This is a genomic window from Edwardsiella sp. EA181011, assembly GCF_000800725.1.
In the GTDB taxonomy this organism is placed as follows: Bacteria; Pseudomonadota; Gammaproteobacteria; order Enterobacterales; family Enterobacteriaceae; genus Edwardsiella; species Edwardsiella anguillarum.
In genome coordinates, this window is record NZ_CP011364.1 from 2,445,337 (window position 1) to 2,472,124 (window position 26,788).

20 protein-coding genes and 3 pseudogenes are annotated in these 26,788 nt (G+C 58.3%); 16 read left to right on the forward strand and 7 right to left on the reverse strand.

Annotation, left to right across the window (positions count from 1 at the left end; genetic code table 11):
* Nucleotides 1-5: 5 nt before the first annotated feature.
* The 8 genes and pseudogenes from QY76_RS10760 (at nt 6) to QY76_RS10795 (ending at nt 10,877) form a co-directional block, all read left to right on the forward strand.
* Nucleotides 6-3,485: an ImcF-related family protein gene (locus QY76_RS10760; RefSeq protein WP_235439382.1), complete on the forward strand. Its 3,480-nt coding sequence runs from the start codon at nt 6-8 to the stop codon at nt 3,483-3,485.
* Nucleotides 3,485-5,086, forward strand: a complete 1,602-nt coding sequence (gene tssA, locus QY76_RS10765; protein WP_045428128.1) for a type VI secretion system protein TssA — start codon at nt 3,485-3,487, stop codon at nt 5,084-5,086. Before QY76_RS10760 ends, tssA begins: the two co-directional genes overlap by 1 nt.
* Nucleotides 5,087-5,129: 43 nt before the next feature.
* The gene (gene tssF / locus QY76_RS10770; RefSeq protein ID WP_045428125.1) at nt 5,130-6,884 is read left to right on the forward strand and encodes a type VI secretion system baseplate subunit TssF; all 1,755 of its coding nucleotides are present in this window, start codon (nt 5,130-5,132) and stop codon (nt 6,882-6,884) included.
* Nucleotides 6,848-7,932 (forward strand): annotated as a pseudogene (gene tssG / locus QY76_RS10775) (type VI secretion system baseplate subunit TssG). The gene tssF and the pseudogene tssG overlap by 37 nt, the downstream one beginning before the upstream one ends.
* A complete protein-coding gene (tssJ, locus tag QY76_RS10780; protein ID WP_045428119.1) occupies nt 7,910-8,455 on the forward strand; it encodes a type VI secretion system lipoprotein TssJ in 546 nt (181 codons plus the stop codon). The pseudogene tssG and the gene tssJ overlap by 23 nt, the downstream one beginning before the upstream one ends.
* A complete protein-coding gene (tssE, locus tag QY76_RS10785; protein WP_045428116.1) occupies nt 8,455-8,910 on the forward strand; it encodes a type VI secretion system baseplate subunit TssE in 456 nt (151 codons plus the stop codon). Before tssJ ends, tssE begins: the two co-directional genes overlap by 1 nt.
* Nucleotides 8,911-8,924: 14 nt before the next feature.
* On the forward strand, nt 8,925-9,395 hold the full coding sequence (locus tag QY76_RS10790) for a hypothetical protein (RefSeq protein ID WP_045428114.1): 471 nt from the start codon (nt 8,925-8,927) through the stop codon (nt 9,393-9,395).
* 102 nt (nt 9,396-9,497) lie between these two features.
* Entirely contained in the window at nt 9,498-10,877 is a 1,380-nt protein-coding gene (locus QY76_RS10795; protein ID WP_045428111.1) for a VasL domain-containing protein, read from the forward strand.
* A gap of 825 nt (nt 10,878-11,702) precedes the next feature.
* On the opposite strand, the gene QY76_RS10805 is transcribed toward QY76_RS10795, so the two are convergent.
* The 4 genes and pseudogenes from QY76_RS10805 to kduI form a co-directional block, all read right to left on the reverse strand.
* Nucleotides 11,703-12,905, reverse strand: coding sequence for a YadA C-terminal domain-containing protein (locus QY76_RS10805; RefSeq protein ID WP_045428108.1), 1,203 nt, complete (start codon nt 12,903-12,905; stop codon nt 11,703-11,705).
* A gap of 699 nt (nt 12,906-13,604) precedes the next feature.
* Nucleotides 13,605-13,856: a hypothetical protein gene (locus tag QY76_RS10810; RefSeq protein ID WP_034163301.1), complete on the reverse strand. Its 252-nt coding sequence runs from the start codon at nt 13,854-13,856 to the stop codon at nt 13,605-13,607.
* Nucleotides 13,857-14,181: 325 nt separating this feature from the next.
* Nucleotides 14,182-14,942 (reverse strand): annotated as a pseudogene (gene kduD / locus QY76_RS10815) (2-dehydro-3-deoxy-D-gluconate 5-dehydrogenase KduD).
* 65 nt (nt 14,943-15,007) lie between these two features.
* Complete coding sequence (gene kduI / locus QY76_RS10820) at nt 15,008-15,844, reverse strand: 5-dehydro-4-deoxy-D-glucuronate isomerase (RefSeq protein ID WP_034163303.1); 837 nt, start codon at nt 15,842-15,844, stop codon at nt 15,008-15,010.
* 408 nt (nt 15,845-16,252) lie between these two features.
* Here kduI and QY76_RS10825 point away from each other — a divergent pair, with 408 nt between their 5' ends.
* From QY76_RS10825 to ycfP, 8 genes and pseudogenes are all read left to right on the forward strand, one after another.
* Nucleotides 16,253-16,768 carry a Spy/CpxP family protein refolding chaperone gene (locus QY76_RS10825; RefSeq protein ID WP_045428105.1) on the forward strand — a complete coding sequence of 172 codons (516 nt, stop codon included), beginning with the start codon at nt 16,253-16,255 and terminating at the stop codon, nt 16,766-16,768.
* 389 nt (nt 16,769-17,157) lie between these two features.
* Nucleotides 17,158-17,712 carry a Spy/CpxP family protein refolding chaperone gene (locus QY76_RS10830; RefSeq protein WP_034163305.1) on the forward strand — a complete coding sequence of 185 codons (555 nt, stop codon included), beginning with the start codon at nt 17,158-17,160 and terminating at the stop codon, nt 17,710-17,712.
* 1,176 nt (nt 17,713-18,888) lie between these two features.
* Complete coding sequence (gene hinT / locus QY76_RS10835) at nt 18,889-19,239, forward strand: purine nucleoside phosphoramidase (RefSeq protein ID WP_034163307.1); 351 nt, start codon at nt 18,889-18,891, stop codon at nt 19,237-19,239.
* Nucleotides 19,240-19,268: 29 nt separating this feature from the next.
* Entirely contained in the window at nt 19,269-19,661 is a 393-nt protein-coding gene (locus tag QY76_RS10840) for a YcfL family protein (protein ID WP_034163308.1), read from the forward strand.
* Between the two features lie 25 nt (nt 19,662-19,686).
* Complete coding sequence (lpoB, locus tag QY76_RS10845; RefSeq protein WP_034163456.1) at nt 19,687-20,283, forward strand: penicillin-binding protein activator LpoB; 597 nt, start codon at nt 19,687-19,689, stop codon at nt 20,281-20,283.
* Nucleotides 20,273-21,115, forward strand: a complete 843-nt coding sequence (locus tag QY76_RS10850; protein ID WP_034163309.1) for a phosphotransferase — start codon at nt 20,273-20,275, stop codon at nt 21,113-21,115. Before lpoB ends, QY76_RS10850 begins: the two co-directional genes overlap by 11 nt.
* 39 nt (nt 21,116-21,154) lie before the next feature.
* Nucleotides 21,155-22,176 (forward strand): annotated as a pseudogene (gene nagZ / locus QY76_RS10855) (beta-N-acetylhexosaminidase).
* Nucleotides 22,177-22,274: 98 nt separating this feature from the next.
* Complete coding sequence (ycfP, locus tag QY76_RS10860) at nt 22,275-22,817, forward strand: alpha/beta hydrolase YcfP (protein ID WP_034163311.1); 543 nt, start codon at nt 22,275-22,277, stop codon at nt 22,815-22,817.
* Nucleotides 22,818-22,860: 43 nt separating this feature from the next.
* On the opposite strand, the gene potD is transcribed toward ycfP, so the two are convergent.
* The 3 genes from potD to potC form a co-directional block, all read right to left on the reverse strand.
* Entirely contained in the window at nt 22,861-23,919 is a 1,059-nt protein-coding gene (potD, locus tag QY76_RS10865; RefSeq protein WP_034163312.1) for a spermidine/putrescine ABC transporter substrate-binding protein PotD, read from the reverse strand.
* A 192-nt stretch (nt 23,920-24,111) separates the two neighbouring features.
* Complete coding sequence (gene cadB, locus QY76_RS10870; protein ID WP_045428099.1) at nt 24,112-25,446, reverse strand: cadaverine/lysine antiporter; 1,335 nt, start codon at nt 25,444-25,446, stop codon at nt 24,112-24,114.
* 405 nt (nt 25,447-25,851) lie between these two features.
* On the reverse strand, nt 25,852-26,628 hold the full coding sequence (gene potC, locus QY76_RS10875) for a spermidine/putrescine ABC transporter permease PotC (RefSeq protein WP_012848720.1): 777 nt from the start codon (nt 26,626-26,628) through the stop codon (nt 25,852-25,854).
* Between the last annotated feature and the right edge of the window lie 160 nt (nt 26,629-26,788).

Here is a 26,788-nt window from a genome sequence, read left to right on the forward strand (position 1 = left end):
AAAAAGTGAAACGCTTATTACAGGGACTAAAAAGTACAACCTTTCAGTTGTGGTTCATTTTGTTTGTTTTTTTGTGTCTGGGGATCGCTGCATGTCTGATACTTAAAAATGATCCGTCACAATTGGGGATTTCCCCCGGTTCAGTCTGGCAGGAGAGATTGTTTTTTGTGGCGATGATGCTGACCGGCGGACTACTTCTTTTCATCATTGTGTTTTTTATATCAACATACATTTTTGGACGATCGGCTTATCATAAAGCAAAGGCGCTTACGGGGGGGGGAAGTTCTGCATCTTCAAAAGATAAAAACATAAATGATTCTCCCGTTATTAGTAGTTTGCACGAGTTAAAGTCGCATATGCGCCGTCGTTACAATCTTTTCTGGCGTCGTAAGGTCCGCCTGTTACTGGTCACGGGTAACGAAGAAGCCATTGAGCAACTGGCCCCCGGCCTGCAGAAAAATCAGTGGCTGGAAGGCAACCGCACCGTTCTGATTTACGGTGGTAGCCTGACCGCTGAACCGGACAAGGAAAAATACACCGCGCTGCGCAAACTGCGCCGGGGCCGCCCTCTGGACGGTATTGTCCGGGTGCTGCCACAGACGCTGAATCTCACGCCACAAATCAGCGATAACGACCTGCGCGGGCTGGAAAAAATCAGCGAGCTGTTGCGCTACTCGGCTCCCGTCTGGATATGGAAGCTGTGTGACAGTGACTGGTCGCAAACGAATCGCACCGAACAGGCCGTGGGGGCCTCGTTCCCGCTGCGTGCCAGGACTGACGATGTGACCCATCAGCTGGAGTCGATTCTCTCTGGGCTACGAGAACAGGGCGTGAGTCAGATTGCTCAACACCGGCAAAACGACTTTCTGCTGCGTCTTGGCCGGACCCTGAAAGCAGGCGGTATCCGCCGCTGGGCAGATCAACTGGCCCCCTGGATATATACCACTCAGCAACGCATCCCCTTACGTGGCCTGATGTTCAGCCTGCCACAGAGCCAGCCAGCAGAAGAGCCGGAGGGAACCACACCGGTGACGGCCGGTGAAGAGAAATTTATTCCGGCTTCGCAGCGCCATGCCCTGACGTTACCTGTCATCTGGCAGGGGATTGTGGACGATTGCACCCGGGTACGCGGTCGCCGGGTCGGGATGCCCTGGGAGCGGATGCTGGCCTGGTCGCTGATGGCCATTATAGGCCTCTGGGGTATGGGGACGCTGCTGTCGTTTGCGGTTAACCGTCAGCAGATAGTGTCTGTTGCCGAACAGGCCCACGCCCTGGTGGAGCTTCCTTCCGTTTCCGATTACCAGCTGACCGCACTGCATACCCTGCGTAACCATGCGGGCCGCCTGAAGCATAACATCAGCGAGGGTTCGCCGTGGTACCAACGTTTTGGCCTCGACCATAACCAGTCATTACTCAATGCCATGTTGCCGTGGTACGGCGTGGCGAATAGCCGCCTTATTCGTGACCCGGCCAACCTGGCTCTGCAGCAGAAGCTCAGTGTGCTGGCAAACTCGGCCCCCAACAGTGACCAGCGTGCACAACTGGCGAAATCGGGGTATGACCAGCTTAAAGCCTGGCTGATGATGTCACGCCCGGATAAGGTTGACGGCGTGTTCTATGCCGAAACGATGAAATCCGTGCAGCCGACCCGTACCGGGATTTCCACTGGACTGTGGCAAAGCCTGTCACCGGATTTATGGGCCTTCTACATTGCCGAACTGCCAGAGCAGCCACAGTGGAAAATCGCATCGGATGCACAGTTGGTGAGCCAGAGTCGTCAGGTGCTGCTCCAGCAGATTGGTCGCCGTAACGCCGAAAGCACCCTGTATGAGAATATGCTCAAATCCGTTCGCCGCAATTTTGCGGATGTCTCCCTGGAAGATATGACCAACGGTACCGATGCCCGCCGCCTGTTCACCACCGAAGAAGTGGTGCCGGGCATGTTCACCCGCCAGGCGTGGGAAGGGGGCATTCAGCAGGCTATCGAAAAGGCTGCAAACTCCCGCCGGGATGAAATCGACTGGGTGCTTAGCGATTCCCATAAAGCAGTATCAGCTGACCTGTCGCCAGAAGCCCTGAAAGCACGTCTGACGCAACGTTACTTCACCGACTTTGCCGGCAGCTGGCTGAACTTCCTTAATAGTCTGCGACTTAACCCGGCAAACAACATTGCTGACGTTACCGACCAGCTGACGCTGATGAGTGACGTCCGCCAGTCGCCGCTGATTGCCCTGATGAATACCCTCGCCTGGCAGGGACAGGCCGGCCAGCAAAGCGAAGGTCTTTCGGACTCCATCATCAAATCGGCTAAAGATCTCGTAGGTGGAAAGGATAAACCTGCCATTGACCAGTCTGCATCAGGTCCGCAGGGGCCGCTGGATGAAACCTTTGGTCCGCTGCTTCAGCTTCTGGGTAAAAACACAGGCAGTAACGTCATGTCGGCTGACAACTCCCTGAGCCTGCAGACGTATCTGACCCGCATCACCCGCGTGCGCCTGCGTCTGCAACAGGTGGCCAGTGCCTCTGATCCGCAGGCGATGATGCAGACCCTAGCGCAGACCGTATTCCAGGGTAAAAGCGTGGACCTCACCGACACCCAGCAATATGGCAGTCTGATTTCGGCAAGTCTTGGCGAGGAGTGGAGCAGATTTGGCAGCACAATGTTTGTGCAGCCACTGACCCAGGCCTGGGAGACCGTGCTTCAGCCGTCGGCAGCCAGTCTGAATGATAAATGGAGCCGCGCCGTGGTGGCGAACTGGCACACGGCATTCGACGGCCGTTTCCCGTTTGCCGCCAGCAAAAGTGATGCTTCTTTACCGATGCTGGCTGAATTTGTGCGTAAGGACAGCGGACGTATAGAGCGCTTCCTGACCACGGAGCTCAGTGGTGTTCTGCACAAAGAGGGCAGCCAGTGGGTACCGGATAAAGTTAACAGCCAGGGGCTGAACTTTAACCCGGCCTTCCTGCGGGCCATTAACCAACTGAGCCAGCTGTCAGACATTCTATTCACCGATGGCAGCCAGGGTATCAGCTTTGAACTGCAGGCCCGGCCGGTACCGCAGGTGGTGGAAACACAGTTGACCATTGATGGACAAAAGCTGCGCTACTTCAACCAGATGACCGACTGGCAAAGCTTCCGCTGGCCGGGCGAGACCTATAAACCGGGGACGATGCTGACCTGGACCTCAACCAGCGCCGGTGCGCGTCTGTTCGGAGATTACAGCGGGACCTGGGGCTTCATCCGCTGGCTGGAGCAGGGTAAACGTCAGCAACTTGATCGCAGCCAGTGGATGATGAGTTTCACCGCTCCGGATGGTCGTACACTGCAGTGGGTGCTGCGTTCCCAGCTGGGTAAAGGTCCGCTGGCGCTGCTGGAACTACGTGGTTTCACGCTGCCGGAGCAAATATTCAGTGTCGACAGCGCGGCCACCGCTCAGGTGCTTATGGCTAATACGGGAAGCGATGACATGGATGGAGTCGAATAATGAGCACATTGCATAATCTGGTTGCCGCCTGTCAGGCGGACGAAACTCAGCAGCGGCAACAGGCGCAGACACGCACGGAAAACTGGCAGCCCTGGCTTGCTCCGGTGAGTGTTGCCAGTCCGACAGGTGAAGACCCGGGATATGACGATGATTTTCAGCGTATCCGCGAAGAGATCAATAAGCTCTCCGGCATTGATACCGGACTGATATGCACGCTTGCCGAAAAGTTACTGACCACCGGAGCCAAAGATATCCGGGTTGCGACTTATTACTGCTGGGCGCGTCTGCATCAGGATGGCGAAGCTGGCTTTGCCGAAGGTCTTGAACTGCTGGCGGGATTACTGCAGCGCTACGGAATGCAGCTTCACCCGCAGCGGGATCGCAGTCGCAAGGTCGCGCTGGAATGGCTCGCCGGTACCCGAGTCCTGGACAGTCTGTCACTGTACCCGGAGGTCATACGCGAGGATGCACAGCGTACCGCCGGGGCGCTACTGCTCATCACTGACAGTCTGGAGACAGAGCCGAAAGCGTCACGACCAGAATTGAATGCCTTGTACAGAGGACTGGAGTCTCGCCTGATGAAGGCCGGTGGTGTGGATGCCGTGGTACCGCAGAACGCAGGTAATAAGGCGCAATCACATACCTCCACGCATACGACCGAGTCAGATGTGCCGGTTCTGAGCCACATTACCTCCGGTCAGGATTTGTTGGCCCAGGCCCGGACACTGACCGGGTATCTGCGTGAGCAACCCGATGGCTGGCTCGCCGCACACCGGCTGATGAAAAGCCTGCGTCATGACACGCTGAGCGCTATCCCGGCGCTGGATGCTGAAGGGAAAACGCGCATCGAACCGCCGCGCGCTGACCAGCGGGCCATGCTCAAACGCCTGTACCTGCAGCAGAGCTGGCTGGAGATACTTGAGCAGGCGGACAGCACCTTCTCGCGCGGCGCCAATCACCTCTGGCTGGATTTGCAGTGGTATACCCACCAGGCCCTGGTGAAGTCGGGGCAGGAGGTGCTGGCCGAGATTATCACCGCCGATCTGAAAGGGCTGCTGCGCCGGCTCTCCGGGCTTGAAACCCTGGCCTTTAATGACGGGACGCCGTTTGCAGATGAAGTCACGCTGAACTGGATAAACCAGAGCGTGCTGGACGGTATGCCCGGCTGGCGAGAGGCGCCGGTCAGCGCCGTCAGTGAGACGGATAACGACATCCTGGCCCTTGAGCCGGAAGCGCTGGAGAAAGCCGACAATGAAGGCCTTGATGCCACTCTGCAGTGGCTCCAGACCCGTCCGGGCACAGACAACACCCGTGATAAATGGCTGCTGCGCCTGCTGATGGCCCGCGTGGCCGAGCAGAAGGGAAAGAATGAGCTAGCCCTGCATCTGCTGGGTGAACTCGATGGGGCTGCGCAGATCATCACCCTGACACAGTGGACGCCAGAGCTGCTGTTTGAAGTCAAATCCCGCCGCCTCCGGCTGCTGCGTATGAAAGCCACCCGCAGTGAAGCCGACAAATCGCGCTTCCAGCCCGAGATGGATCTGCTTCTGGCGGGTCTTATCTCGCTCGACCCGGCAAGCAGCGCGGTGCTGTGCGGATAACGCTTCCCCACGTTTTACTTAAAATCAGAACACTCAGGTTTCTATGGACGACTTAACCCTGCGTTATTACGACGCCGAAATGCGCTACCTGCTCGAAGCGGGTGAAGAATTTGCTCAGGCCCACCCTGAACAGGCGGCAATGCTCAATCTTGATAAAGCGGGCGCACGCGACCCGTATGTCGAACGCCTGTTCGAAGGTTTTGCTTTCCTGATGGGCCGGCTTCGCGAGAAGCTCGACGATGATTTACCAGAGCTGACTGAAGGGCTGGTCAGCCTGCTGTGGCCGCATTATCTGCGCACCATCCCGTCCTTGTCGGTGGTCGAATTCTCCCCGGACTGGCTCCAGATGAAAGAGCCGATGCGGGTAGCCAAAGGCTTCGAGGTCCATTCCCGGCCGATTGGTGAGAAGGGTACGCGCTGTTGCTATACCACCACAAAGGAAATTAATCTCCAGCCGCTGTCGCTTGCACGGGCGAGTCTGGCAACCGATCCGGATGGCCGCTCAGTCGTGACGCTGCGCTTCAGTTGCAGCAGTCTTGCGGACTGGAGTCGTCTTGACCTTAGCCATATTTCGCTCTATCTCAATGCTGACGCCCCGCTGGCCTGTGCCATGCACGAAGCGTTTACCATGAACGTGGCACGGATGTGGCTGCGCCTCCCCGGCGATGTGGACAGAAGACCGTTTGACGGCCACTTTACTGCGCTTGGGTTTGGTGATGACGATGCGCTGTGGCCGACGGGAAACAGCAGTTTCAGCGGCTACCAGCTGCTGCTGGAGTACTTTACGTTCCGCGAGAAATTCATGTTCACCGGCCTGCGTGGTCTGGAGACCGTGGCCTTCCCGGTTGAGCTCCCCTGGTTTGAAATCGACGTGGTGCTGGCGGAGCGCTGGGAGCATGACTTCAGCTTTACGGAAAAACATCTGCGCATGAACTGCGTGCCGGTGATTAACCTGTTCCCGCTGGAATCAGATCCGCTGACGCTGAACTCGTTGCAGACAGAGTACATGCTGCGTCCGATGCGCGTACAGGATGGCCATACCGAGATTTACGCTGTGGATTCGGTGATGTCTTCAGGCCAGCATACCTACGTGCCGTTCTCAAGCTTCCGCCACAAAGGCGGCATGATGCGTCACGAAGCCCCCGAGTATTACTATCACACTCGCGTGCGGCGGGGTCCGTCGGGATTGCACAATACCTGGCTTATCCTGGGTGGAGAAGCCTTTGATAACCACACTGTCCCGGAAGATGAGCACCTGTCTCTGACGCTGACCGGCACCAACGGGCAGCTGCCGCGCCGCGCTCTGCAAAGCACGGTGCTGGATACGGTGATGAAAACCACCTCCGCCAGTATTACCGTGCGTAATCTTTGCGCCCCGACGTTGCCCTGTTATCCGCCAGCCCAGGACCGCTTCCACTGGCGTGTGCTGAGCCATCTCGGCAGCAGTTTCCTCTCGATGATGGATAACGCCGAAGTGCTGCGTGGTACCCTGGCGCTGTATGAATGGACCAGCAGCGAGATGAACCGCCGTCGTCTGGAAGCCATCATCGAGGTGAAACACAGCGAAACCGAGCGCTTTGAGCAGGGCTACCTGGTGCGTGGCGTGCAGATTGAAGTGACGCTCGACGGCCATGGCTTTTCCGGGCGGGGCGATATCTGCCTGTTTGGCGAGATGCTGAGCCGCTTCTTTGCGCTCTATACCGATATCTATCTGTTTAATCGCCTGATTATCATCCTACAACCAACCGGAGAGCGCCTGGAATGGGAAGAGAAGCACAACCGTCGCATTCCCGGCTGACCCCGCGGCTGGAAGCCGACCTGCACCGCATTAACTTTTACCGCTTATGTCAACTGCTGGAGAAACTGAATCCGGACCGGCCGCTGATGGGCTCAACCAGCCATCCCGGTGACGACCCGGTGCGATTTGCACCACACCCTGGGATGGGCTTTCCGGCCAGTGAGCTGAAGGCGGTTGAATACGACGAAGACGATGACAGCAAACCGCCGGTCATTCGCACCACATTTCTAGGCATGTACGGCGTTGATTCGCCATTGCCGACAGCGTATCTCGATGACATCACGCTGCGGGCTGACGGATATGAAGCGCTGCAGAGTTTTCTCGATATATTCAGCCACCGCATCCTGACGCAGTTTTACCGCATCTGGCGTAAATACTCTTACCCGGCAAGCTTCGAGCCCGGCGGAACTGACAGCATATCGCAGTCGTTGCTGGGCCTGGTGGGGCTGGGCATTCCCGGTACGGAAAACCATATTGCCACACCGATATCCCGATTTCTGGCGCTGCTGGGGGGGCTGCGCCAGCCCGGTAAAACTCAGGAGGGTATGCAGGCCCTGGTCAGCCTGCTGGCACCGGATACCACCGTCAGGGTCAGTCCGTACTGTCTGCGTCCGGTGGAGGTCAGCCAGCCGCTGGGTTTTTACGGCGATGATGATTTTCTGCTGGACGGCAACACGCCGTTGGGGACGAAGCAATGGATGCCAACAGTCAGCTGCTGATCGCCCTGTCCACCGAAAGCGAACAGGAGTCGCAGGGCTGGAGGCCGGACGGTCTGTTGTATCAGGACTTTCTGGTGATGCTGCGTGTCTATCTTGGCTGGCGCTTCAAGGCAAAAATCACCCTGACTACCGCTACCCGGTTGCTGGCCACGCCGCCGCTCGGTGAAGGCCCATTCTGGCTGGGGATGAATGGCGTACTGGGCGCGGAAGACGAAGCCCTCCCGGATGATATCCCGCAGACCTTTACGACGGAACTGGGCTATTACACCGGCCTTCAGCCCGCCACACCACGACAAGGAAACCGATGTGTTACGTACAAATTTAACTAAAACAGCTCGCTGGCTGTTACCCCTGCTGGCATTCAGTCTGGCGGGCTGTGGGGTGACGCAGGGCATCACCGATGGCACCAAATCGGCCTTTAACGCCGTGTTCTACAAAAAGATTAAGGTGCTGCACCTGGATTTCACTGCCCGTGAAGCGTTGAACACAGATTCCCGCGAGAGTAACTCGCTGTCTGAGCCGGTGGTTATTCGTGTCTGGCAGCTGAAAGACCGCAAAACCTTCGACAAAGTGGTCTACCAGCAGTTGCTGAAAGATGGGGAGGCCATTCTGAAAGTTGACCTGCTGGCGAGTCGTGATGTGGTGGTGAAGCCGGGCGGTGATGCGAACCTGAATATGCCGATGGAAGAAGACGCTCAGTTTGTGGCGGTGGTGGGGCTGTTCCGTCATCCGGATATGGTCAACAACACCTGGAAGCAGGTTATCGAACGAGACGACCTGGATCCGGATAAGCCGCGCATTTTGGAAGCGGGCAATAACCACCTGACGCTACAACCCCTTAAGGATGATTGATGCCCCAGGGACACAACACGCCGTCGCTGTATGAAATGCTCACTGGCCATTTTACCGGTGGTCTTCCGCTGTCGCAGGTCAGTGAGCAGAACCAGGTGATTTTATCGGTGCTCGATAACATGCAGCGTATCCTTAACTGTCGCACCGGCACGCTGGCGCATCTGCCGGACTATGGCCTACCCGATATGACCAGAGTTCTCCAGGGCATGCCGGGTACCGCCCATGAGATGCTGGGCACCCTGTCGACTGTTCTGCTCAAATATGAGCCTCGCCTAAAAAAAATCACTGTAGTCCTGCTGGAGCAGAACGTCCCCGGCGAGTTGCGTTATGCCATTGATGCTGAGCTGAAGGGTATTGGCCTCGTGCGTTACGGAACCGAGTTTATGCCCGAGGGACGAGTGATGCTGAGACACCTGAAGCAACGGCAGTATATCGATACCACAATCCGTCTATAAGGCCAGTTAACACTATGTCAGTAAAATCACAGTTTCTCAAAAAACTCCACGCCAGACAGCCCACCCCGGTCTCGTTTACCAGCAGGACTCAGGCCGATATTGCAGAGTTTCGCCTGCGAATGACACAGCTTCAGGAGCAGATGGACGCGTGGCTGGTGGGTACCGGACTGAATGTGGAGACGGTCAGTACATCCGTTACGGACCTGCTGGTTGAGGGGAGAGCATTTGAGATTGCCGCCCTCGCTCTGAGTATCGACGATCGTTCTGTAAAATTCGTGCCGGCATTCCTTTATGGTCAGGGTGTGACCGGGTGTGTGGAGGCGACCTTCCATGATGGAGGCCCCGTGACACCTCTGGGGCGATTATTTATGCGGTCTGGAACGGTGAACAAGTGGGCCTTTACTCCGCCTGGTGCTTTATCCCCCTCCGGACAGGGTTTTGATGAGAGCATATTTTTTAGTCTGATTTTAGCGCTTCTGACATAGCTGCTGGTGTTGTAATACCAGTCCCCTCTGAACATGCAGAAAGCGAAGTTGCATAAACAATAACCTTCAAAAACTCCTGATACGCTCAATGGACAACTGCTCATGAATGACATTACCTCACGTAAAATCCAAACTGGTGGTGACCCCAGGACGCTGTCGGATTACGCTACCCTACGCGATGAACTGAATAAGCTGAGGCATCCGGCGCGCCCGGATGTGAACTGGCATTATGTGGAAAAACTCTGTCTCTCACTGTTTGAGCAGAATGGCGTGGAATTACAAACAGCAGCCTGGTATACGCTTGCGCGTACGCAGCTGGCCGGTTTACTCGGGCTCAATGAAGGTCTGGCGATACTTGAGGCCCTGATAAGCCATCAGTGGGGAGCACTCTGGCCGCAGCCAGTGCATGCTCGCATGGAAATCCTCAGTAGCCTAAGTCAGCGCCTGCAGCAACGGATGCGCGCACTCCCGCTGAATTACAGTGACCTCAGCCAGCTGTATCAGGCTGAGCAATTACTTACCAAACTAGGCGCCGTATTACAACGTCTGGAGCTGAAACATCTCAGCCAGTTAGATACTTTGTGTACCCTGATGCATAACAGTGCCGTTCGGTTAGAAAACAGCGATGACATATCCCATACCGGGTCAATAACTCAGCCAGGTATCGTGGTAATGCATGGACAGGGTCCGTCAGCAAGGGACTTGGCCGATAGTCCGTATGAAGAGCTCTGCGCACCGGACTGTGCCGTGAAGTGGGTGTACGTGGCGCAGCATGAACAGCGGCCGAACGTGGATGTGCTGGCGCCAGCGCCCACATTGGTAAAAAAGTGGAAATCCTTCGCTGTTGGGATGTGTACCATGCTGGTGATCAGCGCCGCAGCGGTATGGAGTTGGCAGTATATTCACCGGCCAGATCCATTGCAGATTCAGTTTGCAGCCTCACTGGCTCCGTTACCAGCACCTCTCACGCCTGAACAACTGGATATGCTGCGTCAGCAAGCACCGATACCACAGGCTGTAATCGCGCAAACACAGCAGCAGCTGACCCGGCTGGATAAATTGCCTCCTGACTGGAATATTGACAACAGTCGTCAGTTGATTGAGCAGGCCAGGGTTCTGTGGCCAGAGCAAGCTAAACCTCTGGCACAGCAATGGCAACAACAGATTAATTCGGCCGCATTACCGGTAGAACAGCTCAATGGCTGGTATCAGGGAATGACAACACTACAAAAACTGAGTGACAGACTGAACGGCCTGGATGAGCAGAGGGGGAAATATATGACGGTCAGTGAGCTAAAATCCGTTGTATTTTCCGCAATACAGTCATTTAACAAATCCATACCGGCTGAAGAGCAACTGCGGGTATTGTCACAAAATGCAGCGGGAGAACCTTTACCTGCTGCTGCCAGGGTCCAAATGGAGATACATTTGAAACAATTGACAGCCCGTTATGCTGAGATAAAACAGAATGCATCAAAATAAAGTGGTACTAAAAGTTATGAGCGATTTTGTTCGTTACCGTAATAATCGTACCAGATGAACTATTGCTATTTAATCCTTTTGGAAAGTAATTATTCATCCCTGTCAGTCGATGAGATGGCTGGCCAACAGTGCTAGCTAATGATTTACCTCCAGCAGTTCGATGACGAATGAAACTTTGGTTTATTGAACCGCGGCTAAATACTTTCATTTCCGGTATCAAGGATTCGGTTGCTGACACCGTGATCGAATACCTTTACCAGCACGGTTCACTGGCAGCGAGGGTGCTGATATTTAAAAGCATTGCTAGAACACCGGGGGTATCAGATCCGAACCATAGGATTTCCGACCAAGACGCTCTGTGAGATAAACGGCCTGCAGTTAGTGGTAGACAAGCGACTCGACCAGTAAGTTAACCACAATATGTAGTTGGTTTAGCATGCTCTTTAACAATATAAGGGATCTTCCCCACATCCATGGGGGATTTCCGGACACGGTGCCGCGAAAGGACCCGCCGGATCGATCTTCCCCACGTCCATGGGGGATTTCCCAGATGATAAGCGGTGCAATGTCCGGTATCGGGGCTTCCCTCCGGATGCTGGTGGTATTTACAGCGCCAGTAGTACGTCGGCGGGGCGATATTCAGCTCATGACATACCGATCCGACCCAGTAACTTCAGTTGAGGGTATCCAGCAGCGGCATCGTTTTTCCACAGATGGTCGAACTCCGCCAAATTCAAACCCCGCGCATCGCGCGGGGTTTTTCGTTTCAGCCTTCCGTCGCACCGTCGCTTTTTCTCCTTTAGCGTCCGCAGAGCGCGGGGCCGCTCAGTTGAATTCGTAGTTGACGCCGACGTTATACTCCAGCGAGCTGTCGTTAACGGCGGCGCCGGCTTTGGCCGCCAGCCGTTGGGTGAAGCGGTAGCCCATGCCGACGGCGATGGCCTGCTGATCCTTATAGCCTCCCAGCGCGGCGCTGGCGTTGAATTTACCGACGCTATAGGGCTGGAATAGCCCGGCCAGCGCGGCATCCTTGGCGGCGATCTGACGCATTTCATGACGGTTGTTGTCGATCTGGTGCTGCAGGGCGCCAAGATGGCGGCTGATGCCGCTTTGCCACTCATTGACCGCCCGCCAGTGACGCTGAATCGTCTGCGCATTGCGATGGATACGCTGGCCATTGTCGCGCACATCCTGTGCGTTGTCGGCGATCTGTTGACCGTTGTCGCTGATTTGCTGACGATTCCCGGCAATATTCTGTCCGTTAGCGTGAATGCTGACGCTATTGCGCTGCAGCAGCCGCTGACGCTGCTGTCCAGCCATGGCCACGCGGTTCAGCTGCCCGAGATTCACGGCGTCGGTAGACTGTGTGCCGGCGGCGACGTGGGTGAGCTGGCGCTGATGGACGGCATTGCCGAATGAGACGGTCTGGCTGCGCTGGTTGGTGCTGTGATCGCCGATGCTGACGGCGTTGGCAGCGCCGCTGGCCACGCCGGCATGATCGCCGATAGCGACGCTGCTGCGGGCGTTGTCGCCGACGCTGGCGTCGCTGCCCAAGGCGACGGCGCCGCTGGCATTGTCGCCGATCTGGCTAAAGAGGCCGATGGCGTTGGCGCCCGCGGCTGCGCTACCGACGCTGGCGGTGTCGCCGATGGCATTGGCGCCGGCGGCGTCGGTGTGGACATGGCTATTGATCCCAATGGCGTTACTGCCGACGTTGTTGCTGTCGATCTGGCTGCCGCTGCCAATGGCGGTGGCGCCGTCGGCCTTGCCCTGGATCGCCGCCCGGCTGCCGATGGCGATGCCATCAAGGGATGAATTTACCGTAGCGCTGACCCCGACGGCGACGGCGCTGTGGGCTCCGGCCGTAACATGGGCGCCGTTGCCCAGGGCGATGGCGTTCTGGCTGTCGGCCTGCGCGCCGCCGGCCTGGTAGCTGCCGCTGAAGGCTCCGCTAGTATTGCTGGCGTAAGCCAGTGGGGGAGTGAGAGGGAGAAGGGAGAGAAGTAAAATGAATTGACGTTTTTTCATCGTTTATGGCCAATTTTCTACGTGAGATGCTTGTCGAAAATAACGGGGTTATTCCGGCCCGATTAACATAACCTTCGCTAACGTTGTCTGTTGAGGTAATTGAACTATGCAGCTAAAGAAGGCAATGGCTCATTTTCTTAGGTTATTAGCGCAAATGCTTTCGGCGCTGAGGAATATACGGTTGCGCTGGATGGTTGGCTATATCAGACGATTCTGTCATTCATTTTTCGCGATTTTTGTAGGCGTCATTTCGCTAGAGTTGAATTTTAACATAAGTGTTACTTTTGGATTTATACTCTGTACCCTTTGCGCAGATCGAGATAAATATCTAAATTTAGCCTAATGCCTATTCCGTTGAAAATAAAAATGTGTCCATGGCGTTATGGTTATCTACCATGTCAATATTTTCGCGTTAATAATTAATAACACTTCCACATGTTTTGTAGATAATGGCTTTTACGCGCTGAAATAATAATTTTCTTCCGTAATGGAAATATCCTAAGTTATTTTTAATACCTCTTAATACTGCGCCAATTAAGGTGCGCAGGATGCTTTTAATCTCCGTCGCTGCGCTGGCGATGGGGTAACGCAGGGCAGGGAAAAGGCGTTGCGCATCGCGGATACGCTACGCTGATCTGTGCTGCCCAGAATCTCCCGGCGTTTGGGGGAGAGCGGCATCGGGAGTGCGTTGACCCGACGCTATGCCGGTAAATAGCGTACGGAGTGCTCTATCGCATCGCCCTGTGCGTCAATAATCAAACTCCATAGGCCGCTGAAGGGGATACTGAGATAGAGCTCACCATGGGGCTGTTGACTGAGGGAGGCCGCCGCTGCGGCCTGCTGAAGGTGGGGATTTTCATCGCTGGCCAGGTGAACGGAGAACCGGTGGGCGCAGCGTACGATCAGCGTATCGCCGCCGAACAGGTTAAGACGGGTGTGAACGACCGACATGACGAACCTCCTGCAGTAAGGAACCGAATAAGTAAGGTATTAGTAATTTATTGTGATAGCACTCACATAAGTGAGTTTTCATAGAAGCAAAAGTTTGGCGATTAAATAATGACCAAAATCAATCTTTGTGCAGGTATCATCGGGGTTACGCTGACGGTGCCAATAATAAGAAATGCTTATCAGGCTGCGCCGCATTGGTCTGGGGGCGTGGTTCGCTGCGGTGGTCTACGGAGAAGGTGCCGCTGAGCGGCCCGCGTTTCGCCATCCAACCGGGCAAGGGGAGCGTGCGGAGGGCCCCGGCGCTTTCGCGGAGCCCTCCCGACGGTTAGCGGGCCAGCCAGCCCCCGTCGACGGCCAGGGTATAGCCGTTGACATAGTCGGATGCCGGAGACGAGAGGAAGACCACCGGGCCCATCAGATCCTGCGGCAGGCCCCAGCGCGCGGCCGGAATACGCTCCAGGATCTCCTTGTTGCGGGATTCGTCGCTGCGCAGCTGCTGGGTGTTATTGGTGGCCATATAGCCCGGTGCAATGGCGTTGACGTTGATGCCGTGCTTGGCCCATTCGTTGGCCAGCAGACGGGTTACGCCCATCACCGCGCTCTTGGATGCGGTATAAGAGGGCACCCGGATCCCCCCTGGAAGGAGAGCATGGAGGCGATGTTGATGATCTTGCCGCCCTGTCCCTGCGCAATAAACTGGCGCGCCACGGCCTGCGACAGGAAGAAGACGCTCTTAATGTTCAGGTTCATCACGTCGTCCCAGTCCTTTTCGCTGAAGTCGATGGCGTCTTGACGGCGAATGATCCCGGCGTTATTTACCAGAATATCGATATGACCGTAGGCGGCGACGGCCTGGGCCACCAGATCCGGGATCACCGCCTGATCGCGCAGGTCGGCAGTCAGGCTGACAAACTGGCGTCCCAGCGCGCGCACCTTTTCTGCGGTCTCCGTCGGCTCGACCACGTTGACGCCGACGATATCGCAGCCGGCCTGCGCCAGACCCAGCGCCATGCCCTGACCCAGACCGGTATCGCACCCGGTCACCATCGCAACTTTACCCTGCAGAGAGAATGTATCCAGAATCATGCGTATTGTCCTTTAACTGGCGCGCCGGCATCCCCGCCGGCGTGCGGATGAATGAAAAATAACGGTTAGCGCAAATCGGTAATGGCGAGGTGGTCCATATCGTCAAAGACCTGGTTTTCTCCCACCATGCCCCAGATAAAGGTGTAGGCCTGGGTGCCGACGCCCGAATGGATAGACCAGCTGGGGGAGATCACGGCCTGTTCGTTGCGCATCACGATATGCCGTGTCTCCTGCGGCTGCCCCATCATGTGGAATACGCAGCTGTCCGGCGCCATATTGAAATAGAAGTACACCTCCATGCGGCGCTCATGGGTGTGGCACGGCATGGTATTCCACAGGTTGCCCTCCTCAAGCTCCGTCAGCCCCATCGACAGCTGACAGGTCGGCAGCACCTCCGGCACCATGTATTTATTGATGGTGCGGCGATTGCTGGTCTTGGCATCGCCCAGGGTCTGCGGAGAAACATCGGCCGGGGTTATTTTGCGGTTTGGGTAGTGGGTATGGGCCGGCGCGCAGTTGTAGTAGAACTTGGCCGGGCAGGTGCTATCCAGGCTGGCGAAATGCAGGACGCGCGCGCCCTGGCCGACATACAGGGCCTCACGTGGGCCGATCTCATAGCGCTCGCCGTCGATGTCGATGACGCCGGGGCCGCCGATATTGATAACGCCCAGCTCGCGGCGCTCAAGAAAATAGCCGACGCCCAGCTGCTTTCCCACCTCGTTGCCGATAGAGACGCTCTGCGTCACGGGCATGATGCCGCCGACGATTATGCGGTCGATATGGCTGTACACCATGGTATAGCGATCGGCGTCGAAGACGGTATCGATGAGAAACTCACGGCGCAGACCGGCGGTGTCGAGCTGCTTCGCGTGATCGCTGTGGATGCTTTGACGGACTTCCATTTTTACCTCGTTATGCTCAGTAACACCCGACGGGCTCAGGCATTGGGCCGATCCCGTGTGCTGATGAGGATCCTAACCCAATCCTGGCGGGGCTTCAACATAAAATGAAATGCTGTTTTAATTTTTTAGAATCACAATTGCATTTTTGTGATGTTCTCCGCGGGCAGCGGATCCGCAGGGCGCCAGACGGTGAATCGCGCAGAGGGGGCGGGGTATTTTTAGCAGTTGTGCCGTGTCTTGCTTTTGGGATAGCGGGGGCGCGTGGTGGTTTACAATAATTTACGTGAATGCGCTGTCATTAGCGCGCTGAGGGGGTAAGCTCACTCCATAGAGAGTTTCCGTGCGCATGAGGGCCGCCACGGGGGGCATTCTGCGCAGTAAGACGCTGGACTCGACAAGGAGCAAAACATGAGAAAATTGACGGTGATGGCGCTGGCGGCGTCGCTAGCGCTGAGCGTGGGGGCGGCCTGGGCACAGCCGCAGCAGGATGACGATACGCCGCCCTGCTGGCAGGACGGCGGTATGATGATGGGCTCGGGCTATCACCATATGATGTGGCGCGACGGCCATCATGGACGCTACCGCGGCGGTATGTTTGATGGGCTGAATCTCAGCGACGCGCAGCGTCAGCAGATGCGAGATATCGCGCGCCAGTATGCCGCCCAGAGCGACAGCGCCGCCTGGCACGATGCCTTTAAACAGCGTCAGCAAATCATTACCGGCGATAAATTTGACGAAAGTGCCGTGCGTGCGCAGCTGGACGCCTCGGGTGCCAAGCGCAATCAGCAGCTGGTTCAGCGTTTGAAGATGGAGCACCAGATGTACAGCGTGCTGACACCGGAGCAAAAAAAGGCCTTTAACGATAACGCCAAGCGCGGCCTGCAGCAGATGCAGCAATATCACGATCGCTGGATGCATCAATAAATTCAGCGGATGGGGGGAGCCTCGCCGCGGCGGGGCTCTGATCGACTCCAGCGAATTATCGGGACAGTGTTGTATTTTTGACTGGATTAATTAACCCTTTTCCTATTTAATTCTATTACCCCGCGCCTCGTTGGCTATTTTATTTACGGCGCGCCGGCTGATCGTGCCGGCATTGCCTTGCGCCGCGGGCGAGCGGTCGCAGGGGATGGCGCAGCGCAATAACCAGTTTTATCCCGACTCTTCATAATTAATCCATAATTAAGCTATTTCGCGTAATTCTGCTTTCAGTTATTTACACTGGATATAATTACTTGAACTCTTTTCCGCTAAATTTATTTCCAGGCACACGGTGAAATCACCGAACATAAATTGATACAGAGGAATTCTCAATGCGTAAAATGACGGCACTCCTTCTTGCTTCGACTCTGGCTCTGGGCGTTGGCGCGGCGAATGCGGCCGATAGCACCGCCGCGCAGGTGCAGAATGGCATGGGCAATGGCATGGGTCATGATATGGGTAATGGCATGGGGCATGGTAATGGCGTGGGGACGATGCACCATCAAAATCAGATGATGCAGAAAAAAGGCGCCCGGCACGACGGCGGCATGCTGGCCGGGATCCAGCTGACGCCGGAGCAGCGCCAGCAGATCCGCGACATTCGTCTGCAGTTCCGCAATACGCACCCGATGCCCCATAGCGTGGACCGCTTTAAGCAGATGCATCAGCTGGTTGCCAGCGATAAGTTCGATGAGGCGGCCGCGCGCGCGCAGATTGAGGCCAACAACAAGACGCGCAATGACGCGGCGCTGGCCAGGATGAAGATGGAAAACCAGATCTACAATCTGCTGACCCCGGAGCAGAAGACGCAGGTTAACCAGAATTTTGAAAAGCGCATGCAGCTGATGCTGGATCGCCAGGGGAAAATGAGTCAGTCCCAGCAGTAACCCTGACGCCGCGCTGAACAACGCCCCGTGCGGGGCGTCATAAACCCACTGAACTGTGTTTTTCAGTGGGTTTTTTCATTGCTGGGGGATGCAAGGCCCCACCCGAGCCACCGTTGCGGATGAGTCTCCCGTAGGGGGAGTGCGTGAAATCGCCACCGGCAAAAAATCCGGCGCGAGATGTGTGTAGGTCCTCTTTGTTGCATGGCGGCATGTTCTATTACGGGGTGCTGAGGGAGAATATTTCCGCCGTTGAGCATAAAATATGCCGTCGCACGTGTATTGCCTGAGCGTTAGGACGATTGGGTTTTACGCTGAGCAATATTTGCCGGTATGCGGCGTCATCGATATTAAATAACAGGGCGGAATGCTGGGTTTTGCTCTCCTGGATAACCTTATCCTCAATCGGAGTGATACGGCTCTCTCCGTTGTTGACCAAGGTTATACGCTGACTCAGCATATTCTTCGTGAGAATAAGACCCAGGGTGCAATCATTTATTTATTCAGGATAATGGCCAGGTAGCCGTGGTCGCTTTAGTTGAATGATCAATCCGAAATGCCCTGTCTCGATGATTCCTGGCCGCGGGGAAAGGTCGTCAGCAAGCACACGCCACTCCTCCTCGTCATTCAATCCCTAATCCTATGACAATATCCAACTGACGGACTCATCAAGGGGGAATCGCAGCGGTGAGCGCTCCACGCCCGAGGGGGGCTCCGTTTCCGTCCCCAAAAGCCAGATATTGCATGTTGCCGTTCCACGTCCATTCGGCGAGGGGCCTGCGGCGGCGAGTCTATCGGGTCGCGGCGGTGCGTCGGTATTACATTTCCCATTAAAACTAGCCGCGTGCCGCGCGCGGGCCATGGCGGCTGTCGCCATCGCCGGTACGCCCCGGCCCCTGCGGCGGCGGAAAAGGCGCCAGTTACGCCGTTCCGCTCGTCTAAGGCTTGAAAGCCGGACGCGCTCTACTCATACTGCTGACTGCGTCCCTTAATTCTCCGTCAATATCTCCGTCGCCTGCGGCCACGTGGGGGCATTAAGGGACTCGACGCGGGGTCGGGCCCCGTTTCGCCGGCGTGCGGGCTAAAGACGCTTCACGCGCCGGCGTGTGAAGCGCGTTCCGGGTGGCGGAGTCGGGCCCTTATCATCATTCTCCCTCTCTCTGTTTAAGGATATCTGTCATGGCTGAAGAGACCATTTTTAGCAAAATTATCCGCGGTGAAATTCCCGCCGATGTGGTGTACCGGGACGATCTGGTCACGGCATTTCGCGATATTTCGCCGCAGGCGCCGAGCCATGTGCTTATCGTGCCGAATAGGCTGATCCCAACGGTGAACGATGTGCAGCCGCAGGATGAGGCGGCGCTGGGGCGGATGATCAGCGCGGCGGCAAAAATCGCGCGCCAGGAGGGGATTGATGAGAACGGCTACCGCCTGGTGATTAACTGCAACCGCGACGCGGGGCAAGAGGTGTTTCATATCCATATGCATCTGCTCGGCGGTCGTCCGCTGGGGCCGCTGCTGGCGCGTTAACCGCGGCCCGACGCCGGGCAGGAGGAGGTATGGCAGGGAATCGCAGTTGGGCTGCGCTGGCGCTGTTGACGCCGCTGTGGCTGGCCGGATGCGCGGCGCCGTCACGGATCCCGATCAACGCGGAGCAGCGTCTGGTGATGGAGCCGGGGCTGCTGGCGGCAGGCGTTACAGCCACCGCGCCGCAGATAACGGTGCAGGGGAGCGGACGCACCGCGCAGGCGCAGGTCAGCTACGGCGACGGAGAGGGCGGCGCGACGCTGCCGCTGCACTACCGCTTCTATTGGTATGACGCCCGGGGACTGGAGATCGCGCCCGCGCCGGCGCCCGCCCGTCTGACGCTGCACAGCGGGGAGCGGGTCAGGCTGACGTCGTTCAGCCGAGATCCGCAGGCGCGCCAGGTGCGGCTATACCTTTATGACTGAGGGGTAAATAGGATTGAGCATAATGATAAAGAGAACGACGGGGATCGCGCTGGCCGCGCTGTTGCTGAGCGGCTGTCAGGGGCTGCTGCCGCGCGGGGAGACACCCTCTCAGCCGCCGGCGCCCACGACGCCGGCGCAGCCCAGCGTGGTGCCGACGCCGCCACCGCCGCCGCCGGCTGTCACCCCGGTACCCCAGCCGCCCAAGATGACCAGCGTGGACTGGCAGGGCAGCTTTGCGCCGCTGATCGATCAGCTGCTGGGCGCGCAGGGGGTCGAGGCCGGTAGCATTCTGCTGGTGGATGGGGTGCAAAATAAAACCAACGGCCAGCTGAGTATGGCCAACGCCAGCGAGGTGCTGCGCAGCGCGCTGGCCGGTAACCCCCGTTTCCAGATGGTGTCGGCGGCGCAGCTAGCGCAGGCCAAGCAGCGCCTAGGGCTGGCGGCCAATGACAGCCTCGGATCGCGCAGCAAGGCGATCGGCTTGGCGCGGCAGGTGAGCGCCCAGTATGTGCTGTATACCACCGTCAGCGGCAATGTGCAGTCGCCGCGTCTGGCGATGCAGCTGATGCTGGTGCAGAGCGGGGAGATCATCTGGTCGGGTAAAGGCCCGGTTGCGCTCTGATCCGCAGGCCATGCGGGCGGTGCTGTGCCGCCGCTTTCCCTCGCTGCCGGGTGCCGACTGGCAGTTTAGCCTGACGCAGGGGCTGAGCGGCGATAACTGGCGTGCGCAAAATGGTGACAGTGTCACAATTCTGCTGCGTCCGATAACGCCGCAGCGGCGCCATCTGGGGATCGATCGGCGCCGCGAGGGGCGGGCGCTGCGGATGGGCGCCGCGGCCGGGCTGGGGCCAACCTGCTATGGCACCGTTGATGGCTGGCTGCTGGCCGGCTGGCTGCCCGGCGAGACGCTGGCGCCGGGGACGCTGTCGACGGTGCAGCTGGCGGCGCTCGTCGCGTGCCTGCACCGCCTGCCGCCGCGTCTGACGTCGCGCTCGCTGCGTCGCTACTGCGCCGCCTACTGGTCGCAGCTGGCGCCCGGGCGCCGCGGGTTCCTGGCGCAGCGGGTGCACCAGCGCTGGCAGCGACGCCGTGAGCCGCGTCCGCTCAAGCTGGCGCTGCTGCATATGGATATTCACGATGGCAACCTGATCGGCGCCGACGGCGCCGTGGGACTGATCGACTGGGAGTATGCCGCCAGCGGCGATATCGCGCTGGATTTGGCGGCGCTGAGCCGTAACTATGCCCTGGACGGGGCCGGGCGGGCCGAGCTGGTCGCGGCCTACTGTCGTCAGGGGGGCTACCGTGACGCCGCGCGTCTGTTGCATCAACTGAATCGCTGGCTGGGCTGGGTGGACTATATGGCCTGGCTGTGGTTTGAGCTGCGCTGGCAGCAGACCCAACAACCTATTTACCGGCGGCAGGCCGATGTCCTGCTGCGCAATTTAACCCAATAATCCATGCGGCGCACGGCGCCGCGAGAGAGGAGACGTCGTGTGGGCCCTGTAATGCTGGATGTCGCCGGCCATGCGCTGGATGCCGAGGAGCGAGAGATCCTGGACCATCCGTTGGTCGGTGGCGTGATCCTGTTTAGCCGTAATTTTGACGATCCGGCACAGCTGCGTGAGCTGGTGCGCCAAATCCGCCAGGCGGCGCGCCACCCTTTGCTGGTGACCGTCGATCAGGAGGGGGACGGGTGCAGCGCTTCCATCAGGGGTTTACCCGCCTGCCGGCGGCGCAGTCCTATGCCGCGCTCAATGCGCCGCAGGAGGCGCAGCGTCTGGCGCTGGAGGGCGGCTGGCTGATGGCCTGCGAGATGATCGCCATGGATATCGATCTGAGCTTTGCTCCGGTGCTGGATTTGGGACACGGCAGCGCTGCCATCGGCGAGCGTGCGTTTCACCGGGAGGCGGAGAGCGCCATTCCGCTGGCGCAGGCGTTTATCGACGGGATGCACCAGGCGGGAATGAAGGCGACCGGCAAGCATTTCCCGGGGCACGGTAAGGTGAGCGCGGACTCCCATAAGGAGACGCCGATCGACGAGCGCCCGCTGGCGCAAATCGTTGAGCATGATATGGTTATTTTCAAGACGCTGAATGCGCGCGCCAGGCTGGACGCGGTCATGCCGGCCCACGTGATCTACTCACAGGCGGACTCCCGCCCGGCCAGCGGCTCACCCTACTGGCTGCAGCAGGTGCTGCGTCAGACCCTGGGCTTCGAGGGGGTGATCTTCTCGGACGATCTGTCGATGAACGGGGCCGCGGTGATGGGCAGCTATGCGCAGCGGGCGCAGGCGTCTCTGGACGCCGGCTGTGATATGGTGCTGGTATGCAATAACCGCCAGGGTGCGATCAGCGTGCTGGACCATCTGTCTGCCGCCGGGTCGCCGCGCATCGAGCGTCTGCGTCACCGCGGCCAGGTCGATCGCGAGGGGCTGATGGGCAGCGCGCGCTGGAAGCAGGCGCATCAGGATTTGCAACGCTTACACCAGCGCTGGGAGGAGGCCAAACAGGCCTGAGATCCGGCGCTGGATAACCTCATTGGGTGCAGGACCGCCGCATATCAAGGTGACCTGCGGCGTGGATGACACGTGCGGGAGACCGCTTAGGGAGACGTATGATTATTTATCTGCATGGCTTCGACTCCACCAGTCCGGGCAATCATGAAAAGGTACTGCAGCTGCAGTTTATCGATACGGACGTGCGGCTGATCAGCTACAGCACGCGTCATCCGCGGCACGACATGCAGTATCTGCTCAACGAGGTGAGCCGGGTCGTCCGTCAGAGCGACGATCCGGGCGCGCTGATCTGCGGCGTCGGGCTCGGGGGATACTGGGCCGAGCGCATCGGTTTTCTCTGCGGTATCCGCCAGGTGATGGTGAACCCGAACCTGTTCCCGCAGGAGACGATGCCGGGGCTCATCGATCGCCCCGAAGAGTATGCGGACATCGCCACCAAGTGCGTGGAGAATTTCCGCAGCCGTAACCGCGGCCGTAGTCTGGTGCTGCTGTCGCGCCACGATGAGGTGCTGGATAGCCAGCGCAGCGCCGGGCTGCTGGCGCCGTACTATGATGTGGTGTGGGATGAGCGGCAGGGGCACAAGTTCCCCAGCCTGTCGCCGCATCTGCAGCGGATTCGCGCGTTCAAGAGCGTGGCCTGAGGGGCGATGGCAGGGGGAGTGGCTCCCCCTGCGCTGAGGGCGCTTAGCGCCCGGCCTTCAGCTTCTGGAAATCGGTTTCGTAGATTTCGCTGGCGCTGCCGACGTCATTCTGCCATTCGCCCTTGGCGATGGTCTCCGCATCCGGGTAGAGCGACTTGTCGCTGACCACCTCTTTAGGCAGCAGCTTTTGAGCCGCCAGGTTCGGGGTCGGATAGCCGATGGTTTCCGCGACCTGCGCGGCGACGTCCGGGCGTAGCAGGAAGTTAATCAGCTTCATCGCGCCTTCGGGATTTTTGGCATTGGCCGGAATGGCCAGGCTGTCCATCCAGAAAATGGCGCCCTCTTTCGGCCAGACGATCTGCACCGGCGTGCCGGCCTGGCGCGCCACATAGGCGGAGCCGTTCCAGATCATGCCCAGATTGACCTCGCCCTCCATAAACGGATTGGCCGGGTTATCGGAATTGAAGGCCAGCACGTTGGGCATCAGCTTCACCAGGGCCTGATAGGCCTCCTGGATCTGCTTGGGATCGGTGGTATTGCCCGAGTAACCCAGCCTGCGCAGGGCGATCTGGAACACTTCGCGCGCATCGTCCGTCAGCAGCAGGCTGCCCTTATACTCTGGCTTCCACAGGTCGGCCCAGCTGGTCACGCTGGCCGGATCGATGGCATCGCTGTTGACCCCGATCGCCGTCGCTCCCCAGATGTAGGGGATGGAGTAGTCATTCTTCGGGTCAAACGACTTGTGCAGCAGATTGGGATCCAGGTTGTGGAAGTTGCTCAGCTTGTCGTGATCGATCTTTTGCAGCATCCCTTCGTTACGCATCTTGGCGACATAGTAGGTGGAGGGCACCACCAGATCGTAGGCGCCTTCCCGGTACGTCTTCAGCTTGGCGTACATGGTTTCGTTAGATTCATAAGTCGAATAGATGACTTTAATTCCGGTTTCCTTGGTGAACTGCTCCAGCAGCCCCGGCGGGACATATTCGGTCCAGTTGTAGAAGTAGACCGTATTATTGTCGGTTTTCGGCGCATCGGCAGCATGTGCGGCATGAGCTCCCATTGCCAGCAAACCTGCGGCTACCAGAGGTGACCACTTTTTCATTCAGCGTATCCCTATAGTGAAGGTCGAAACAGAAGGTGGAACTGTCCGCCGCCGTAACGCCTTGGCGCACCACAACAAACAGGCGGGCTATTATAGGAGCGGCGACGACGGGGGTAAAGCCTTGGCCGCCGCCGGACGCCGATGGGCGGATGTGCCGTCCGGCAAGGGGCGCGGACGGCGGTGTGGCGGCGCTTAGCGCGGCGCCTGCTGGTTGAGGCGGGCGTAGGCCTTCTCATGAAAGCCCTGGCGGCGGGCATAGAACATCAGGATGCTCAGGCTGATGATGAAGGTCAGCGCCAGCTTGACCGACTCCGCGCCGCTTAACGCGATGAAGCAGAACAGGCAGCCCAGGGTGGCGGCCGTCAGGCTCAGCACGTGGTGCAGGGAGGGCCCCTCCAGGCGGATCAGCGCAACGCAAGAGTAGAAGTAGGGCAGCATGGTTAACAGCACGGCAATGCCGATCAAATCGCCGAAGATATCGGAGGTTTTGGCGCCGCTGGCGGCCAAGAAGGTCATCAGCGCCATCAGGGCGGTCATCTTCAGCGCCGACAGCACGATCCCTTTACGCGGTACCCCGTGGGCGTCAACCCCGCCGTAGATGCGGGGGAAGTTACCGTCGCGGGCGGCGCGTACCCCGGCCTGGCCCACCAGCATCATCCACGATCCCAGTGCGGCCAGACAGGCGAAGGCGGTGAAGGCCGAGACCACCGGAGCGGCCCAGGGGCCGAGGATCATCGAGGCGCTGGCGGCGAAGGGGGCGCCGGTGTTGGCCATGGTCTGCGCCGGGAACATTCCGCTCATCACCTGGGTCGCCAGAATGTAGATCAGTCCGGCCAGTGCGGTTCCCAGCATGGTGGCCAGCGGCACGGTGCGCTTGGCGTTCTTCACCAGCCCGGAGCTGACCGCGGCGCTCTCTACGCCGACAAAGGCCCACAGGCAGATCAGAATGCTGTGCAGTACGGCGCTGCCGCTGCTGCTCCGGGTGGTGTTCCAGTTGGCATGATACAGCGCCGGATCAAACCAGTGCCAGCCGGCGATGACGGTACCGACCACCGGGATCAGCACCAGGATCAGCCCCAGGGTCGTCAGACGGCTCACCCAGGTTCCGCCCATCATATTAATGAAGGCCATGATCCAGATGATGACGATACTGGCGATGCCCGCCGGTATCGGGTCGTTGAGCATCGGGAAGAAGACCGACAGATAGGCGACCCCGGCCAGGCAGTCGGCCAGGTTACCGATCCAGTTTGCGTGATAGTAGAGCACGGCGGTCTGGAAGCCAAAGGCTGGGCCCAGACGACCCGCGTAGGCGATAGGGCCGCCTACCTGTGGATCGCGTGTAGTCAAACGAGCGAAGACAAAGGCCAGCGACATTGCGCCGACCAAGGCAATTAACCAACCAAAAATAGAGATGGAACCAATTTTGGCGAGGTTTGCCGGCAGCAGGGCGATACCGCTGCCCATCATATTGCCGGCAACGATTCCCGTGCAGGCAAAAAGCCCGATTTTTTTTGTAGAAGACGCCATTTTAGCCCCGTTTTGTCTTATGTCAGACGTGGTGACCGTACTCCCTCACGGTGCGCGCCGCTTAATTAATCAAGTCCTGGTCGTAATTATATGACTATTTGCGAATCAGATCACAGTACAAGGTATGACCAATGCTATTTTGCATTCTAATCTGAGCAGTTGGTACGGTAATTTCCCGCTGCGCTGCGTCATTTTGAGCGGGGCGGCCGATCGGGGGTACCCGGCGGGGGGCGGGGAGACATTTTCACGCCAAAATGCGGCACAGTACGCATAGCAGGGGGGAAATCGCCCGACCTGAGGAGCGGGCATCTGAATATTTTAATGCAGTAGCAAAAAAAGATAATCGGCGCCGCCGGGTGGGGGGCCACGGCGAGACGGGCGGTGCAGCGGCCGCCCGTCTCGGGGCTAGCTGCGGGTGCGGTCGCGCAGGATCAGCTGGCTGGCGAGCACCAGCAGCAACGACAGCGCCAGCAGGATGGTGGCCAGGGCGTTGACCTCCGGGGAGACCCCCACCTTGACCATCGAGTAGATTTTCAGCGGCAGGATCTCATAGCCCGGACCGGTGACAAAGGAGGAGACCACGACATCGTCCATCGACAGCGTGAAGCTCAGCAGCCAGCCGGCGGCCACCGCCGGCATGGCCAGCGGCAGCAGGATTTTGCGCAGGATAACCAGCTCGCTGGCGCCGAGATCGCGGGCGGCCTCCAGCATGCGGACGTCAAAGCCCCGCAGGCGGGAGTAGACGGTGACCACCACGAAGGGCAGGCAGAAGGTAATGTGCGAGAACAGCAGGGACCAGAAGCCCAGGGAGACCCCTAGCAACATAAACAGCACCAGCAGGGAGATGGCCATGACGATATCCGGGGACATCATGACCACAAACAGCATGCCGCTGACGAAGGGCTTGCCGCGGAAGTGGTAGCGGAACAGCGCCACGGCGGTCAGGGAGCCTATCAGAGTGGCAAAGGTGGCGGAGAGCACGGCCATGGTGATCGAGTGGCCCGCCGCCTGCAGCAGGCTATCGTTGTTCATCAGCGTGCTGTACCAGCTCAGGGTAAAGCTTTTCCAGTTGATGCCGAAGCGCGAGCTGTTAAACGAGTTCGCGATCAAAATAATGATAGGGATATATAAGTAAGCGTAGATGAGGGACATGAAGCCCCCGCGCATCAGGCGTCCGAGCATGGCAGATCCTCCCGGGCGGCGCGGCATACGCACGCGTTATACTTATGCAGATTAGACAATTTTGTTATCTTCTCCAAACCATTCGACAAAATTTTGTCAAACAAAACAAATGGATATTAAACTTTGACCTCTCGGCACGGCGCGGGCGCCGCGCCTATCC